This window comes from Kribbella sp. NBC_00359, assembly GCF_036097425.1.
Taxonomy (GTDB): domain Bacteria; phylum Actinomycetota; class Actinomycetes; order Propionibacteriales; family Kribbellaceae; genus Kribbella.
Window position 1 is genome coordinate 6,254,815 of sequence record NZ_CP107975.1, and the last position, 15,889, is coordinate 6,270,703.

15 protein-coding genes are annotated in these 15,889 nt (G+C 68.2%); 7 read left to right on the forward strand and 8 right to left on the reverse strand.

Going from position 1 to position 15,889, the window contains the following annotated elements; all coding sequences use genetic code 11:
- The first annotated feature begins 142 nt into the window (after positions 1-142).
- Positions 143-742, forward strand: a complete 600-nt coding sequence (locus tag OG876_RS30600) for a hypothetical protein (RefSeq protein ID WP_328520124.1) — start codon at positions 143-145, stop codon at positions 740-742.
- 41 nt (positions 743-783) lie between these two features.
- Here the strand turns inward: OG876_RS30600 and OG876_RS30605 are convergent, their stop codons facing one another.
- From OG876_RS30605 to OG876_RS30620, 4 genes are read right to left on the reverse strand one after another with little or no spacing between them, the layout of a single operon-like run.
- Complete coding sequence (locus OG876_RS30605) at positions 784-1,755, reverse strand: aldo/keto reductase (RefSeq protein ID WP_328520125.1); 972 nt, start codon at positions 1,753-1,755, stop codon at positions 784-786.
- A 16-nt stretch (positions 1,756-1,771) separates the two neighbouring features.
- On the reverse strand, positions 1,772-2,149 hold the full coding sequence (locus OG876_RS30610) for a DUF2255 family protein (protein ID WP_328520126.1): 378 nt from the start codon (positions 2,147-2,149) through the stop codon (positions 1,772-1,774).
- A complete protein-coding gene (locus OG876_RS30615; RefSeq protein ID WP_328520127.1) occupies positions 2,146-2,460 on the reverse strand; it encodes a carboxymuconolactone decarboxylase family protein in 315 nt (104 codons plus the stop codon). The genes OG876_RS30610 and OG876_RS30615 overlap by 4 nt, the downstream gene beginning before the upstream one ends.
- Complete coding sequence (locus OG876_RS30620) at positions 2,457-3,494, reverse strand: zinc-binding dehydrogenase (RefSeq protein ID WP_328520128.1); 1,038 nt, start codon at positions 3,492-3,494, stop codon at positions 2,457-2,459. Before OG876_RS30620 ends, OG876_RS30615 begins: the two co-directional genes overlap by 4 nt.
- A 101-nt stretch (positions 3,495-3,595) precedes the next feature.
- Here OG876_RS30620 and OG876_RS30625 point away from each other — a divergent pair, with 101 nt between their 5' ends.
- Positions 3,596-4,477, forward strand: a complete 882-nt coding sequence (locus tag OG876_RS30625) for a helix-turn-helix domain-containing protein (protein ID WP_328520129.1) — start codon at positions 3,596-3,598, stop codon at positions 4,475-4,477.
- 2 nt (positions 4,478-4,479) lie between these two features.
- Positions 4,480-4,881, forward strand: a complete 402-nt coding sequence (locus OG876_RS30630; RefSeq protein WP_328520130.1) for a (R)-mandelonitrile lyase — start codon at positions 4,480-4,482, stop codon at positions 4,879-4,881.
- Here the strand turns inward: OG876_RS30630 and OG876_RS30635 are convergent.
- Entirely contained in the window at positions 4,850-7,132 is a 2,283-nt protein-coding gene (locus OG876_RS30635; RefSeq protein WP_328520131.1) for a HelD family protein, read from the reverse strand. The genes OG876_RS30630 and OG876_RS30635 overlap by 32 nt on opposite strands.
- A gap of 240 nt (positions 7,133-7,372) precedes the next feature.
- On the opposite strand from OG876_RS30635, the gene OG876_RS30640 reads away from it, so the two are divergent.
- From OG876_RS30640 to OG876_RS30650, 3 genes are read left to right on the forward strand one after another with little or no spacing between them, the layout of a single operon-like run.
- Positions 7,373-8,755 (forward strand): ferredoxin reductase family protein, encoded by a 1,383-nt coding sequence (locus OG876_RS30640; RefSeq protein WP_328520132.1) that lies wholly within the window; start codon positions 7,373-7,375, stop codon positions 8,753-8,755.
- A gap of 5 nt (positions 8,756-8,760) precedes the next feature.
- Positions 8,761-9,255 (forward strand): FMN-binding protein, encoded by a 495-nt coding sequence (locus tag OG876_RS30645; RefSeq protein ID WP_328520133.1) that lies wholly within the window; start codon positions 8,761-8,763, stop codon positions 9,253-9,255.
- Positions 9,252-10,019 carry an FAD:protein FMN transferase gene (locus OG876_RS30650; RefSeq protein ID WP_328520134.1) on the forward strand — a complete coding sequence of 256 codons (768 nt, stop codon included), beginning with the start codon at positions 9,252-9,254 and terminating at the stop codon, positions 10,017-10,019. Before OG876_RS30645 ends, OG876_RS30650 begins: the two co-directional genes overlap by 4 nt.
- Here OG876_RS30650 and OG876_RS30655 read toward each other — a convergent pair whose 3' ends face one another.
- The 3 genes from OG876_RS30655 to OG876_RS30665 are packed head-to-tail and all read right to left on the reverse strand — an operon-like array spanning position 10,020 to position 13,258.
- Positions 10,020-10,913 carry a carbohydrate ABC transporter permease gene (locus tag OG876_RS30655; RefSeq protein ID WP_328520135.1) on the reverse strand — a complete coding sequence of 298 codons (894 nt, stop codon included), beginning with the start codon at positions 10,911-10,913 and terminating at the stop codon, positions 10,020-10,022.
- A gap of 1 nt (position 10,914) precedes the next feature.
- Positions 10,915-11,856 carry a carbohydrate ABC transporter permease gene (locus tag OG876_RS30660; protein WP_328520136.1) on the reverse strand — a complete coding sequence of 314 codons (942 nt, stop codon included), beginning with the start codon at positions 11,854-11,856 and terminating at the stop codon, positions 10,915-10,917.
- Positions 11,857-11,905: 49 nt separating this feature from the next.
- Positions 11,906-13,258 (reverse strand): extracellular solute-binding protein, encoded by a 1,353-nt coding sequence (locus tag OG876_RS30665; RefSeq protein WP_328520137.1) that lies wholly within the window; start codon positions 13,256-13,258, stop codon positions 11,906-11,908.
- Between the two features lie 266 nt (positions 13,259-13,524).
- Between OG876_RS30665 and OG876_RS30670 the strand changes: the two genes are divergently transcribed.
- On the forward strand, positions 13,525-15,888 hold the full coding sequence (locus tag OG876_RS30670) for a glycoside hydrolase family 3 N-terminal domain-containing protein (protein WP_328520138.1): 2,364 nt from the start codon (positions 13,525-13,527) through the stop codon (positions 15,886-15,888).
- The last annotated feature ends 1 nt before the right edge of the window (position 15,889 follow it).

Consider the following 15,889-nt stretch of genomic DNA (forward strand, 5'->3'; position numbering starts at 1 on the left):
CGCGGCGGTCTCACCACTAGTGACGATGCGCTCACTGTACGGTCATGAAACGTTCGTCGTCGGTGCCCTGAAGTCGGCTCCAACCAATGGACTGTGACCGTCGTCTCATGTGCACAGGGGACACGCACGAAGGGGGATCGACATGAAACGTTGGGGACTCGGGCTCGCGGTATTGGGGACCGCGGGGCTGATGGTGGCCGGGATGGTGCCGGCGGATGCGACGGTGACGGCACCGCGACAGGACGTTGCTGCGAGCAACATCCAGTCGACGGTGTTCGCGCAGCGATACTTCTCCTGCTACGAGGATTACGGCTGCTCGGTGACCGCGACGCTGCCCAAGACGTGGCGGTACGTGAAGCTGGGCTCGGACGAGTTCCGGTTCCTGGATCGCTCGGTGCCGCGGATGGTCAGGTTCCACGTCAATCTGGGCGGCGAGGTCACCACGGCGGCCGCGGCGAAGAAGAAGCAGGCCGCGCTGCGGGGGACCCGCGGGCTGAAGGTTCTGAGCCGGTCGACGACCACGATGAAGGCGACCATGCAGCAGGGACCGCTGATCGTGACCACCCTCGTCTACACCTACAAGAGCGGCTCGACCACCCGCTGGGTGGCAACGCGCTACATCGGTCAGTGGGGCGACAAGCACGCCAACATCGAGATCACCGTCGGCGGCCGCCTCAAGGACCGTGCCCTCCTCACCACAGTCCTGAACAAGGCCACCAGTTCGGTAGCCCTCTCCGGCTGAGCCGGCGTGCGTCCACCTTCCGCGCGAAGGTGGACGCACGGTCAGAAGCCGGTGGGTGGTCGGGGTGTGTAGGCCGACTCCAGGGTGGTGAGCTCTTCCGGGGTGAGGGTGATGTCGAGGGCGGCGACGGCGTCGGCGAGGTGGTTCGGTTTGGTGGGGCCGACGATGGGGGCGGCGACGACCGGGTTGTGCAGGACCCAGGCGAGCGCGACCTGCGCCATCGGGACGCCGCGGGCCTCGGCGACCGCCTGGACGGCGTCGGCGATGGGCTCGTCGTTGGCGGCGACGAACCGCTGTGCGACGAGCGGGTCGGTGTCGCCGCGACGCGTCTGGATGCCCCACGGCCTGGCCAGGCGGCCCTTGGCGAGAGGGCTCCACGGGATGCTGCCGACGCCCTGATCGGCGAGCAGGCCGAACATCTCGCGTTCTTCTTCGCGCTGCATCAGGCTGTACTGGTTCTGCATCGAGACGAACCGGGTCCAGCCGTGCAGGTCGGCCGTGTGCTGCAGTTTCGCGAACTGCCAGGCCCACATGGACGACGCGCCGAGATACCGCGCCTTGCCGGCCCTGACGACGTCGTGCAGTGCCTCCATCGTCTCCTCGACCGGGACATCCGGGTCGAAACGGTGGATCTGGTACAGGTCGACGTACTCGGTCCCGAGCCGGGTGAGCGACGCGTCGATCTGTTCGAGGATCGCCTTGCGGGACAGGCCGGATCCGCCCGGGCCGTCGTGCATCCGGAAGTGCACCTTGGTGGCCAGTACGACGTCCTCGCGCCGGCTGTACTTGGTGATCGCCCGGCCGACGATCTCCTCGGAACTGCCGTACCCGTACACGTTGGCGGTGTCCCAGAACGTGATGCCGAGCTCGACCGCCTGCCGGAAGATCGGCTCAGCCGCGGCGTCGTCCAACGCCCACTCGCTGAACCCGCGCGAGGTGTCGCCGAAACTCATGCACCCCAAGGCGATCCGGCTGACCGTGAGCCCTGACTTGCCCAGACGTGAGTACTCCATCAGCTTGTTTCTTCCTTCAGTCGCGGGGGAGGAGGCGCAACGTCACCGGTGCGGTGCCGGGGCCGACCACGGCACCCACGGGGCCGGGGCCGTAGCGGTCGTACTTCGCGTGGTAGGCGTCGTCGATGGTCTGGTGGACGTCCGCGGCGGCCTCGGCGAATGTGACGTCACGTTCGACGCCGCCGGCCTGGATGCGGCCGGTACCGCTGGCCTTCGCCCGGCGGTACCAGGGGGTGCCGGCGTTGACCATGGACCGGATGTAGATGTCATCGCCGACCCGGACCATCCAGATCGTCACATAGGGCCGGAGCGTGCCGTCCTCGCGGTACGACGAAACGCGGAGCTCGGTCGCATCACCGATGCGCTGCAGTTCGTCGACTGTCCAGGTGGTCATGACTGGAACACCTCACGGGCGATGGTGATCGCGGACATGGCCTTCGGCCAGCCGGCGTAGAAGGCGAGGTGGATGATGACCTCCTTGAGTTCGGTCTCGGTCAGCCCGTTCTGCTTCGCCCGGGCCAGGTGGCCGCGGAGTTGTTCGGTGTTCCCGCCGCTGATGAGACTCGCGACGGTGATCAGGCTCCGGTCGCGCGGCGACAGTTCGGTGCGCTCCCAGACATCACCGAACAGGACATCGTCGGTGAGCGCGACGAGCTTCGGCGCGAAGTCGCCGATCAGCTTCTGAGCAGGCGTGGGTTCGGTCATGAGCGGACCAGGACCTTCAGAGCCGAGCGGTCGTCCATGGCGCGGTAGCCGTCGGGAACGTCGGTGAGGTTGATGGTGCGGTCGAAGACCTTGCCGGGGTCGACCTTGCCGTCGAGTACGCCGGGCAGGAGACGCTCGATGTAAGCGCGGGCCGGGGCCGCGCCGCCGGTCAGTGTGATGTTCGGGCCGAACAGGCTCGCGAAGCCGACCGGCGCGTCAGTGTATTGCGGGACCCCGACGCGGCTGATCACGCCGCCGGGGCGGACGACGCCGATGGCCTGTTCGTACGCCGGCATGTGGCCGACGGCCTCCAGGACGACATGGGTGCCGTCGCCGCCGGTGAGCTCGCGGACCTTGGCGATGCCCTCCTCGCCGCGCTCGGCGACCACGTCGGTCGCGCCGTACTCGAGGCCGAGATCCGTGCGGACCTTGTGCCGGCCCATCAGAATGATGCGCTCGGCCTCGAGCTGCTTCGCCGACAGGACAGCCATCAGGCCGACCGCGCCGTCGCCGATCACGGTGACGGAGGTCCGTGCGGACACGCCACCCTTCAACGCCGCGTGGTAGCCGGTGCCGTAAACATCGGACAGAGTCAGCAGGGACGGGACCAACGCGGAGTCCTCACCCACTGGCACCTTCACCAGTGTGCCGTCCGCCAGCGGTACCCGGACGGCCTCGGCCTGCCCGCCGTACACGCCGTTCGCGTTCCAGAAACCGCCGTGCCGGCAGGAGGTCTGCAGGCCCTCGCGGCAGAAGTCGCACGTCCCGTCCGACCAGGCGAACGGCGCGATGACGAAGTCGCCCGCGCGGACCGTCGTCACCTCGCCGCCGACGTCCTCGACCACGCCGACGAACTCGTGGCCCATCGATTTCCCCTCCGGCGTCGCGGGCAGGTTGTGATACGGATGCAGGTCGCTGCCACAGATGCAGGACCGGACCACCCGCACCAGGGCGTCCGTCGGTTGCTGGATCACCGGATCCGGTACGTCGATGACGCGCACGTCTCCGGCGCCGTACATGTAAGTCGCTCGCATGATCCCAGTAAAGGTCACGTTCCAGCCGCGCGGGAGTCACTGCCGATCCAGGTAATGCCAGTGCCTCCCTCCTCCCGGCGACGGTCCGTAACCTTGGCGGCATGGACCACCGAGCCGAGATCAAGGAGTTCCTCAGCTCCCGGCGTGCGCGACTGACCCCGGAGCAGGCCGGCCTGCCTGTGTACGGCGGCAACCGCCGGGTGAAGGGGTTGCGGCGGGAAGAGGTGGCGCTGCTGGCCGGTGTCTCGGTGGATTACTACGTCCGGATCGAGCGAGGGCACCTGGCCGGTGCGTCCGAGGGTGTTCTCGAGGCGCTCGCCCGCGCGCTGCAACTCGACGACGCCGAGCGAGCCCATCTGTTCACCCTCGCCCGTGAGTCCGACCCCGGCCCCACGGTCCGGCGACGCGCGGCGACGAAGGGGGTGCGGCCGGCGATCCAGCAGGTCCTGGACGCGATCACCGACGCGCCGGCCTGGATCCGCAACGGACGCCACGACCTGCTCGCGGCGAACCCGATGGCGCAGGCCCTCTACGCGCCGATGCTCGCCGACCCACGCCGCCCGGCCAACACCGCCCGGTTCGTCTACCTCGACCCGGCGTCGAAGGAGTTCTTCACCGACTGGGAGCGCGCGGCCGACGACATCGCGGCGATCCTGCGGCTGGAGGCCGGCCGCAACCCGCACGACAAGGCGCTGACCGAGCTCATCGGTGAGCTGTCCACCCGCAGCGAGACCTTCCGGACCCGCTGGGCCGCGCACAACGTCCGCTTTCACCGGACCGGCAAGAAGAAGCTGCACCACCCCGTCGTCGGTGACCTCGACCTCGACTTCGAGGCGATGGAGTTCCCGTCCGACCCGGGCCTGATCCTGCTCGTCTACACCGCGCCGGCCGGTACGCCGACCGCGGACGCGCTCAAGCTGCTGGCCAGCTGGGCCGCCACCCAGGATCAGCCCACCGAAATCGTTGCTCAAGACAAGGAATAGCTGTGCAGATCCTCCCCAGGACCCCCACCGCCAAAGGCCCCGCCGAGTGGTTCACCGGTGACGTCTGGTTCGACGTCGTGATCCGCGGCGAGGTGCCGTCCCGGGTGCGGGTCAACACCGTCCGGTTCGCGCCGTGTGCCCGGACCGCCTGGCACCGGCACACGAACGGCCAGACCCTGCACGTCACCGACGGCCTCGGCCTGATCCAGTCCCGCGGTGGCGAGGTCACCGTGATCCGCCCCGGCGACGTGATCTACACCCCGCCGGGAGAGTGGCACTGGCACGGCGGTGCCCCGGACAACTTCATGGTCCACACCGCCATCTGGGAAGGCACCGGCTCCGACGAACCGGAGACCGAGTGGGGCGACCACGTCACGGACGCGGAATACGTCGTACCTGCGTGAGCACCTCCGGGAGGTCGCCGGGGCTGAGGATGCCGAGGCGTTTGGTGGCGCGGCTGACCGCGACGTAGAGGTCGGAGAGGCCGCGGCCGGACTCGGTGATGATGCCGGCCGGGTCGGCGATCAGCACGGCGTCGAACTCGAGGCCCTTGGACTGGAGTACGTCGAGGAGCGCGACGTCCGCGTCGAGGACGGACGGATCGTGGCCGTGGGCAACATCCGGGAGTACGGCGGCCAGTTCGTCGTACCGGGGCGCCGGGACGATGACGGCGAGGCGGCCGTCGCCGATGGACTCGCGTTCGGCCTTGATCGCGGTGATCAGCGCATCGGTGAACTGCTCGGCAGACACACTCCGGGTCCACGGCTCGATACCCGTCTCGCGCACCGAGGCCGGCGGCTGCAGGGACGGGTCGATCGCCGCGAGGACGTCGGCCGCGATGGTCATGATCTCTGCGGGTGTGCGGTAGTTGACGGTCAACTCGGCGCTGCGCCACCGCCGCGGCGCGTACTTGTCGAGCAGGTCGGCCCACGACCGCACGCCCGCGGCTGACCCGGTCTGGGCGATGTCGCCGACCAGTGTCATCGAGCGACGCGGGCAACGGCGCATCAGCATCCGCCAGTCCAGCTCGGACAGCTCCTGCGCCTCGTCGACGATCACATGCCCGAACACCCAGGTGCGATCGGAGGCTGCGCGCTCCGCCAGGGTGACCGGGTTCTCGATCAGCCGGGTCCGGCGGGCGACGAGATCGGCGAACTGCTCGATCTCCCACGGCATGATCTCGATCCGGTCCGCGGTCAGCTCGATGGCGACGGCGCCGCGGGCGTACTCCCGGTCGGCCGCCTCGGCCGCGTCCGCGTCGGAAGCCTGACGGTTGCGTGCGGCAACAGTCGCGTCGGTGTCACCGAGCAGCTCGGCCGCCTCGTCGAGCAGCGCGACGTCGGAAGGTGTCCAGCCCGCGTCCAGCGGCCGCAACACTGCGGCACCTTCCTCGTCGCTGAGGTGCGGTGCCGCCGCGGCCAGTCGCTCGGGTGAGGAGAACAGCACCGAGACGAGGAGTTGCGGCGTGAGCTCGGGCCAGAGGTTGTCGAGCAGCGCCTGGACCCGGTCGTCCTCGATGAGTTCCTTGCGGATGTCCTCGATGTCCTCCGCGCCGACGTACTGGCGGCCGAGCCGGTCGACGATCTGGTTGGTGAACGTCGTGAGGATCCGCCCGACGAAGATCCCGCGGGCCCGGTTGTACGGCTCGTCGGACTCCCGAGCCTTGGTCTGCGCCTTGCGTACGACGTCCGGACGCAGCACGAGCTCATGCTGGTCGACCTTGAGCCTGATCGGCGCGCCCGGGACCAGCTGGAAGCCGCGGACCGCCTGCGCGAGGGCGTCGGCCATCGCCAGGCCGCCTTTGATCCGGGCGGCCGCCGGCGACTCCGGCGCCGTCGCCACGACCCCCGGGTACAGCTCACTGATCGTCGTCAGCACGACGCCGGTCTCGCCGAGCGAGGGCAGCACCTGGTCGATGTAGCGCAGGAACGTGCTGTTCGGCCCGACGACCAGAACGCCGCTGCGCGCAAGCTGCTCGCGATACGTGTAGAGCAGGTACGCCGCCCGGTGCAGCGCGACCACGGTCTTGCCGGTGCCGGGACCACCTTGGACGACGAGGACACCAGGGAGTCCGGAGCGGATGATCTCGTCCTGCTCGGACTGGATCGTCGCGACGATCTCGTTCATCCGGCCGGTGCGGCTCGCGCCGAGCGACGACAGCAGCGCGGCCTCGCCGATCAGCGTGCTGCGCTCGGCGCCATCAAGCGCGTCGAGGTCGAGGACGTCGTCGTCCACGCCGGCCACTCTCCGGTCGTCCAGCCGGATGTGCCGCCGCCGCTTGACGCCCAGCGGGTCGGCCGACGTGGCGCGGTAGAAGACCTGCGCGACCGGCGTCCGCCAGTCGATCAGGATCGGGTCGTAGTCCTCGTCGAACAATCCGATCCGGCCGATGTGGAACCGGTCGCCGGCGGTTTCGTCGATCCGCCCGAAACACAATCCGCGCTCCACCGACGACAACTGGGAGAACCGGCCGGAGAACAAGTCTGTGAACGATTCGCGCTCCGTGTAGGCCTGATTGTTCTGCGTGGTTTCCTCGCCTTGGACGCGGTCCAGTTCCGCCCGGGCCCGCTCCCGCAGCACGTCGAGCCGGTCGTACATCGCCGTCACCAGGCCTTGTTCCGTGGCGATCTCCCGCGCCAGCACCTGATCCGTCATCCTGCCCCCGATTCGTGATTGCAGAATCCCCGAAATCCTGATAATCTGTTGCCAGATGCCTTTTCAGGGCATCTTTTTTGTTTTACGACACAAAACACTCAACGGTAGCGAATTCCGTCGCCGCGGGCAATACCGCCGATCTGGAACGACCGTTTCACAGCCGGCTCACAGGGAAGCCGAAGGTCGCGCTCAGACGGCCACTCGACACTGGGGTGGATCCGCCACATCCCAGGAGCCGCCATGATCGAGACACCCGTCCTCGTGCTGCCAGGACAGCGGGCTCGCAACGACTGTGCGGTGCGCCTCGGCGCCCTCGCCGTGCTGTGGCTGAGCCTGTTGCTCGTCAGCTACTGGTGGGTGGCCGGCGGCGGGGTGCAGGAGCTGGGTGGCTGGGCCACCGGGCTCACCTCGCTGGGCCGGCTGACCGGGTTGGTGGCCGCGGTGTTGCTGCTGGCCCAGGTCGTCCTGATGGCCCGCGTGCCGGTGCTCGAGGCCGCGTTCGGGCAGGACCGCCTGGCGCGCATTCACCGGCTGGTGGGATTCACGTCGTTCAATCTGATGCTGGCGCATCTTGTCACGATCACCTGGGGGTACGCCGCGGGGGAGTTGGGCAGGACACCCGCGATGCTGTGGGACCTGACCGTCGACTATCCCGGCATGCTCCTGGCGGTCGGTGGCACGCTCTGCCTGTGTCTGAGCGTGGTGACGAGTATCAAGGCCGCGCGACGGCGGATCCGGTACGAGTCATGGCACCTCCTGCACCTGTACGCCTATCTCGGGGTCGGGCTCGCGCTGCCGCACCAGCTGTGGACGGGCCAGGAGTTCCTGTCGTCGACCGGGCGGACCGTGTTCTGGTGGACGGCCTGGGCCGTCGCGGCAGCGACGATCCTCGTCTACCGGGTCGGCGTGCCGATCTGGCGCAACGTACGGCACGGGCTGCGCGTGACAGCCGTCGTACCGGAGGCCCATCGCGTGGTTTCGGTGTACGTCGCGGGTCGGAGACTGGACCGGCTCCGAGCCGAGCCCGGGCAGTTCTTCTCCTGGCGGTTCCTCGGCCGGCCTGGTTGGACGCGGGCGAACCCGTACTCCTTGTCGGCGGCACCGGACGGACGCGGTCTGCGCATCACCGTCCAGGAGGCAGGTGACGGCAGCGCGGCACTCCGCGCGGTGCGGCCAGGCACGCGCGTGCTCGTCGAGGGTCCGTACGGCCGTTTGAGTCCGCGTGCCCGGACCGAGCGGAAGATCGCCCTGATCGGCGCCGGCGTCGGCATCACACCGCTGCGAGCTCTCGCCGAGGGTCTGAGCTACGCCCCGCGCGACGCGATCCTGGTCCAGCGCTACACCGACGAGCCGTTGTTCTCCTCCGAGTTGCAGGCACTGCGGCACCAGCGCGGTCTCGACCTGCTGACAGTGCCCGGTCATCGTCGCCGTACCGACTCATGGCTCGGCCCAGGAATCGACGACCTCGACGACCTGCAGGCCCTGCTGTCCTGGATCCCCGACATCGCGGAGCGCGACGTCTACCTGTGTGGCCCCGACAGCTGGACCCAACTGGTGAAACACACCCTCACCGCCGCCGGCCTCCCGCCCGAGCGCCTCCATCTCGAATCCTTCAAGTGGTGAGCCCTGTGAAACGCATCGTCTTCTGGTTCCTCGGTACGGCGTCTGTTGTCGTGCTGCTGTTCGGCTACCACACCTCGACCTCCGGGCCGCAGGCCGTGGCGCCGCCGATCGGTAGCGGCTCGGTGAGCAGCACGCCGACGCCAAGCCCCGCGGCCGGCGCCGGGTCCGGCGGTGATGGGACCGACACCGGCGGCACGCCCTCGCCGTCGGCGACGCCTTCGTCGTCCTCGTCCACGGTCACCGGTGACGTTGCCTCGACGCAGTGGGGACCCGTTCAGGTCCAGCTCACCGTGCAGGGCGGAAAGATCACGGACGTCAGCGTCCTGCAGTACCCGAACGGGAATCATCGTGACGCCGAGATCAACGACTATGCGTTGCCGATCCTGATCGACGAGACCAAGCAGGCGCAGAGCGCGCAGATCGACATGGTCAGCGGCGCGACCGTCACCAGTGACGGCTACATCCGTTCCCTGCAAAGCGCTTTGGACCAGGCGAAATGACCACGAGCCGGTACGTCGACCACGTGATGGGTATGCCGATCAGCCTGGCCTTGCGCGGTCGCCATACCGACGACGACCTGGCCGCGCGGGCGTGGGCTGGCGCGCTCGACATCCTCCGCGCAGCCGACCGCATCTTCAGCACCTACCGCACGGACTCGTACATCTCCCGGCTCAACCGCGGCGAGCTGACCATCGCCGACTGTCCGCCCGAGGTCGCCGAGGTCCTCGAGCTGGGCGAACGCGCCCGAGTGGAGTCCGGCGGTGCGTTCGACGTACGGCGCGAGCACGGATTGGACCCGAGTGGAGTGGTGAAGGGATGGGCGGTCGAACGCGCCGCACACGCCTTCGACCAGTTGCCGGACACGGACTACTGCCTCTCCGCCGGCGGTGACATGACGTGTCACGTCGCGACGCCGGACTCGCCCGCTTGGCAGATCGGCATCGAAGATCCGCACGACCCGGACAAGCTGGCCGCTGTCGTCCCGATCCGCAACGGTGCGATCGCCACCTCGGCCCTGCACCGGCGCGGCGACCACATCACCGACGCTCGCACCGGCACGACGCCGACCACGCTGGCCTCGGTCACCGTCATCTACCCGACCCTCACCCAGGCGGACATCGACGCCACCGCGGCCTTCGCCCTGGGGCCCGACGCGCTGACCTGGCTCCGGTCCCGCCCCCGGCGTACCGGCCTGGTGATCCTCAGCGACGGCACGCGCCACCTCGTCCTGAGCCCTGAGAGGCCCAGGACGAGGCGGTTGTAGCTACTTGCTGAAGCCGGCGGTCAGGCCGCTGAGCAGTTGCCGACGGAAGACGGCGTACAGGATGACGATCGGCAGGGTGGTGAGCACGACCGAGGCGAGCACCGCCGGGACGTTCACGCTGAACTGACCCTGGAAGGTCCACAGTGCGAGCGGAAGCGTCCGCTTCTCCGGGCTCTGGGTCAGGATCAGGGGAAGCAGGAAGCCGTTCCAGACCGCGAGGCCGTTGTAGATGCCGACGGTGACGAGGGCCGGCCGGGTGAGCGGCAGCGCGAGCGTCCGCAGCATTCCCCACTCGGTGGCGCCGTCGACCCGCATCGACTCGAACAGTTCCTTCGGTACGTCCCGGATGAAGTTGGTCAGCACCAGCACCGACAGCGGGATCGCGAACGCGATCGACGGCAGGATCAGCGCGATCAGGCTGTCGTAGAGGTGCATCTTGATGATCAGCAGGTAGACCGGGATGATGGTCGCCTGCAGCGGGATCGCCAGGCCCATCAGGAACAACCCGTTCGTCACCCCCAGGAAACGGCTGCCCGCACCGCGGACGATCGCGTACGCCGCCATGAACGCGATCGCGCCCGCCGGGATCACGGTGCCGGCAGCGACGATCACGCTGTTCACGAAGTACCGCGGGAAGTCGGACTCGATCACCAGTCGGTAGTTGGCGAGCGTCGGCTCCGTCGGCAGCGAGAGCGGGTTGTGGGTGAAGTACACGGTCTGGTCTTTGAAGCTGGTGACGACGATCCAGTACAGCGGGATCATCACGACCAGGAGCCACAGCCAGCCCGCGAGCCCGCCGAACCAGTTCATCTGGCGCAGCTTCCGCCCGGCCGGAGCGCCGCCGCGGCCGGCCGGTCGCGCCGTCGCCTGCGTTTCCCCGATCACCACGGCCATGTCACATTCCTTCCATCTGGCTGGCCGTCGTGCTGCCGCCGAGTTTGCGGAGCAGAAGCGCCAGGAGCAGGCCCAGGACGACGATGACGACCGCGATCACGCTGGCCAGACCCATCTGGTTGGACATGAACCCCTGCTGGTACATGAGCAGCGCCAGCACCCGGGTCGAGTCGCCCGGTCCACCGGCGGTCAGCACGAAGATCAGGTCGAAGAAGGTCAGCGACCCGACCACCATCAGCGTCGACGACGTGATGATCGTGTACTTCAGTTGCGGCACCGTGATGCTGAAGAACTGCCGCACCCGCCCCGCGCCGTCGATCGCGGCCGCCTCGTACATCGAGACCGGGATCTGCCGGACGCCGCCTTGGTAGATGAGCGAATGGAACGGGATGAACTGCCAGGACACGATGAAGATGATCACGGCGATGGCGAGGTTGGCCTGGCCGAGCCAGTCCTGGGTGAGCAGGCTGAGGTGCAGGCCGGGCCCGAGACCGAAGTTCGGGTCGAGCAGCGCCTTGTAGGTGATCGCGATCGCCGCCGAGCTGAGCAGCAGCGGAATGAAGAACAGGACGGCGAGGAACGCGCGGTACCGCTGCCGGCCGGCCAGGAACACCCCGAGCAGCAGGCTCATCGGGGTCTGGACCAGCCAGGACAGGATCATGATCTCGAAGGTCACCCACAGTGCGTGGTACAGCCCCGGATCCCTGAGCGCGACCTGCCAGTTCGCCACGCCGGCGGGATGGATCGGGCCGAGTCCGTCCCACTTGGTGAAGCTCAGCACGAACACACCGACCAGGGGGACGATGCCGAACACCACGAACATCACCAGGGCCGGCAGCACCATCCAGGCGACCGCACCGCTCCGCCCGACGCGGGTCGAGCCGGAGTGAAACGACAAGCGGCGGCCAGTCGACGACGCGACGGGCGGAGCGGTCACGGTCATGGGATCTCCGGGCCTTGATCGAGGAGCGCAGGCGCGGTCAAAAGCACACTCACTGGCCGATCACCGCGTTCATGTTGTCGGCGAACTGCTGCGGGGAGATCGACAGCTGGAACAGCTTGGCGATGTTGTCGAGCAGCGTCTCGGCCTGGGTCGGGCTGAGCGCCTGGTCCCAGGACTGGGCGAAGGTCTTCGCGTTCGCCGAGGTGTCGTAGACGAAGTTCAGCCAGTCCTTGTCGTTCGTGTCGGTGATCGAGGAGAGCCTGTCCTTCGAGCTCTTCGCGACCGCGATGTTGCCCGACTTCACCCACGCGTCGACCGAGTCGCTGTCGAGGGTGTTGTTGGCCAGGAACTTCTTCGCGTTGTCCTTGTCGGCCTGGCTGGCCTTCGAGGAGATCGACAGGTACTGGCCCGGGTTGCCGACGGTGTCGGTCGGGTCGCCCTTGCCGCCGTCGTACGGCGGGAAGTTCATGTAGCCGAGGTGCCCACCGGTCACGAAGTCGCCACCAGAGGCCTTCATGTTCCCGTAGGTCCAGGCGCCGTGCAGCATCATCGCGGCCTTGCCGGTGTAGAGCAGGGCCTGGTCGGCGTTGGAGTCGGCGGTGATCGAGGAGAAGCCCTTGATGAAGCCGTTCGCCTTGATCAGGTTCTGCATCTCCTCGAGCGCCTTCAGCGCGGACGGGTCGGACCAGCCGTTCGCCTTGCCCTCGTAGATGTTCTGGAAGACCTCGCTGCCGCCGATCCGGTCGAACAGGAACTCCAGCCACATCATGTTGGTCCAGCGGGACTGCCCGCCGAGCGAGAACGGCGCGATGCCCTTGTCGTTGAACTTGGGCACCAGGTTCATGATGTCCTGCCACGACTTCGGCGGCTCGGCGCCGACCTTCTCGAACGAACGCTTGTCGTAGAACAGCACGATCGGCGTGACGGTCTCGACCGGCATCGCGTAGATCTTGCCGCCGACGGTGGCCGCGCCGAACGCGGACGGGAAGATCGAGTTCTTCAGGTCGCCCTGCTCGCCGAACCAGCCGGTCAGGTCCTCGACCTGGTTGGCGTCGACGTAGGACTTCAGGCCGCCGCCGCCCCAGCCCCAGATCAGCGTCGGGCCCTGGCCGGCGCCGATGGCGGTCTTGATCTTCTGCTTGAAGGCGTCGTTCTGGAACTCGGTGGTCTTGATCGTGCTGCCCGAGTTCGCGTCGTTGAACCGCTTGACCTGGGCCTCCCGGATCGCCTGCTGCGGCTGACCGGTAAGGAACCAGTACGTCGTCGTCCCGCTGCCGGCGGCGGCCCCGCCGGTGCTCGAACCGGACGTGCTCTTCGGGCCGGAGCTGCCGCACGCGGCGAGACCGGCCGCCAGTGCGCCGCCACCGACCAGGCCGAGGAAGGTACGCCGAGATGTCGTCATGGGATCCACTGTGATCTCCGTACTCCGTGCTGCCCCCACAGGTTGCGGAAGCACCTGTCGATATGACTTGTTTTCGAAACATAGATTTCGGAGATACTGCTGTCAAGACTTGAACAACTGGCACTGTGGGGTCACAGTGAGGTCACGGATTCGCTTGTGTCACAGGAGAATCACGAAAACCGCCTCGGACCGCAACTAACAGCCGGAATCGTCGAAAGTTTTCGATACTTTGTCACCATGCGGCGTTCTGATTTAGGGAGAACTTCTTGTCCACCTCGAGTGATCGGCCGTGGCGCGATCCCGCGCTGTCCGCCGCCAAGCGCGCCGACCTGCTGCTGCAGGCGATGACGCTGGAGGAGAAGATCGCCCAGCTGGGGAGCCGCTGGGCCGGCAACGACATGGCCGACACCGAGCTGCCGGCGGACGAAACGATCAACGTCGCGCCGATGGAGGACGTGTTCGCCACCGGCGCCTCGCTGTCGCTGGCCGAGGCGAGCCGCGACGGCCTCGGTCACCTGACCCGGGTCTGGGGTAGCGTCCCGCTGTCCGTCGAGGAGGGGCTGGCCGAGCTGATCCGCCAGCACGAGGTGGTCCTGACGGACTCCCGGCTCGGCGTCCCGGCCCTGGTTCACGAAGAGTGCCTGACCGGCTTCACGACGTACGGCGCGACCGTTTACCCGGCGTCGATCGCGTGGGGTGCGACGTTCGATCCCGGACTGGTCGAGCGGATGGCCGCCGCGATCGGGCGGGACATGGCAGCGGTCGGCGTACACCAAGGGTTGTCGCCGGTGCTGGACGTGGTCCGCGACTATCGCTGGGGTCGCGTGGAGGAGACGATCGGCGAGGATCCGTATCTGGTCGCGCTGCTGGGTTCGGCGTACGTCCGGGGCCTGCAGAGTGCGGGTGTGCTGGCGACGCTGAAGCACTTCGCCGGTTACTCGGCGTCGCGGGCCGGGCGCAACCACGGGCCGGTGTCGATGGGCCGGCGCGAGTTGCTCGACATCATCCTGCCGACGTTCGAGACCGCGATCGCGACCGCCGGCGCCGCGTCGGTGATGAGTTCGTACGCCGATGTCGACGGGCTGCCCGCGAGTGCGGATCCGTGGCTGTTCTCCGACGTACTGCGCGACGAGTGGGGTTTCGGCGGCACGGTCGTGTCGGACTACTGGGCGGTGCCGTTCCTCGCCTCGATGCATCGGGTCGCGGCCGACAACGCCGATGCGGGCGTGGTGGCGCTGACCACCGGCACCGATGTCGAACTGCCGGACACGATCGGCTTCGCCGGACTGCTCGACAAGGTGAAGTCGGGGGATGTGTCCGAGGACCTGATCGATCGCGCGGCGCGGCGACTGCTGCTGCAGAAGATCGAGCTCGGTCTGCTCGATCCGGGGTGGACTCCGGAGGGTTCGGTCCGTACCGGTGGGGTCGACCTCGACTCGGCGGAGAACCGGGCGATCGCGCAGGAGCTCGCCGAGAAGTCCGTCGTGCTGCTCGATGCCGGCTCGGCGTTGCCGCTGTCGCGCGAGCTGACGAAGGTCGCGGTGGTCGGGCCGTGCGCGGGCGACGCGCGCACGCTGATGGGGTGCTACGCGTTCCCGAACCACGTCCTGCCGCGGTATCCCGACCGCGATCTCGGCATCCAGGTGACCACCCCGATCGATGCCCTGCGCAACGAACTGTCCGGCGTGGATCTCCTGCATGTGAAGGGCTGCGAGGTCATGGGCGAGGACCGCTCCGGGTTCACGGCGGCGGTCGAGGCGGCGCGTGCCGCGGACCTTTGTGTCGCGTACGTCGGGGACCTGTCCGGACTGTTCGGCCACGGCACCTCGGGCGAAGGGTGCGACGCCGAGGACCTGCGGCTGCCCGGGGTCCAGGCCGACCTGCTCGACGCGCTTCTCGACAGCGGCACACCCGTCGTGGTCGTGGTGGTCTCGGGTCGTCCCTATGCGCTCGGCGGGATCGCGGATCGGGTCGCCGGCCTGGTGCAGGCGTTCATTCCCGGCCAGGAGGGTGCCGGCGCGATGGCCGGCGTCCTCAGTGGGCGGATCGTGCCGAGTGGCAAGCTGCCGGTGCAGATCCCACGGCACGTCGGTGGGCAGCCCGGTACCTACCTGCAGCCGGCTCTCGGCAGCGTAGAGAGTGCCGGCATCAGCGGCCTCGAGGCCCGGCCACTGTTCCCCTTCGGGTACGGCGCGTCGTACACGAGTTTCGCGGTGGACGACCTGCGGTTGAGTGCGACCGAGATCGGCAACGACGGCGAGTTCACCGCGACGGTGCGGGTGCGGAACACCGGTGAACGCGCCGGCGACGAGGTCGTCCAGCTGTATCTGCGTGATGTGGTGGCGCGGGTGGCGCGGCCGTTGAAGTTGCTGACCGGGTTCTCGCGGGTCTCGCTGGAGCCGGGGGCGGCGGTCGACGTGACGTTCCGGGTCCACGCCGATCGGACGGCGTACACGGGTCCCGACCTGCGGCGGATCGTCGAGCCCGGGGACTTCGAAGTGATGCTCGGCACGTCGTCGATGGACCTGCCGTGTCGTGCCATGGTCCGGATCACCGGGGATGTGAGGGTGGTCGGGCACCAGCGCGTGCTGACGACGCCGGTGACGGTCCAGGATCCCGGAGGAGGGTGAT

What these genes read in the sequence shown, in the direction of transcription:
- OG876_RS30620 (WP_328520128.1), bottom strand. Translation starts at nt 3,494, where the DNA reads ATGCGAGCGACTTACATGTACGGCGCCGGAGACGTGCGCGTCATCGAC.
- OG876_RS30640 (WP_328520132.1), top strand. Translation starts at nt 7,373, where the DNA reads ATGATCGAGACACCCGTCCTCGTGCTGCCAGGACAGCGGGCTCGCAAC.
- OG876_RS30665 (WP_328520137.1), bottom strand. Translation starts at nt 13,258, where the DNA reads ATGACGACATCTCGGCGTACCTTCCTCGGCCTGGTCGGTGGCGGCGCA.
- OG876_RS30660 (WP_328520136.1), bottom strand. Translation starts at nt 11,856, where the DNA reads ATGACCGTGACCGCTCCGCCCGTCGCGTCGTCGACTGGCCGCCGCTTG.
- OG876_RS30610 (WP_328520126.1), bottom strand. Translation starts at nt 2,149, where the DNA reads ATGACCACCTGGACAGTCGACGAACTGCAGCGCATCGGTGATGCGACC.
- OG876_RS30625 (WP_328520129.1), top strand. Translation starts at nt 3,596, where the DNA reads ATGGACCACCGAGCCGAGATCAAGGAGTTCCTCAGCTCCCGGCGTGCG.
- OG876_RS30605 (WP_328520125.1), bottom strand. Translation starts at nt 1,755, where the DNA reads ATGGAGTACTCACGTCTGGGCAAGTCAGGGCTCACGGTCAGCCGGATC.
- OG876_RS30600 (WP_328520124.1), top strand. Translation starts at nt 143, where the DNA reads ATGAAACGTTGGGGACTCGGGCTCGCGGTATTGGGGACCGCGGGGCTG.
- OG876_RS30655 (WP_328520135.1), bottom strand. Translation starts at nt 10,913, where the DNA reads ATGGCCGTGGTGATCGGGGAAACGCAGGCGACGGCGCGACCGGCCGGC.
- OG876_RS30635 (WP_328520131.1), bottom strand. Translation starts at nt 7,132, where the DNA reads ATGACGGATCAGGTGCTGGCGCGGGAGATCGCCACGGAACAAGGCCTG.
- OG876_RS30615 (WP_328520127.1), bottom strand. Translation starts at nt 2,460, where the DNA reads ATGACCGAACCCACGCCTGCTCAGAAGCTGATCGGCGACTTCGCGCCG.
- OG876_RS30650 (WP_328520134.1), top strand. Translation starts at nt 9,252, where the DNA reads ATGACCACGAGCCGGTACGTCGACCACGTGATGGGTATGCCGATCAGC.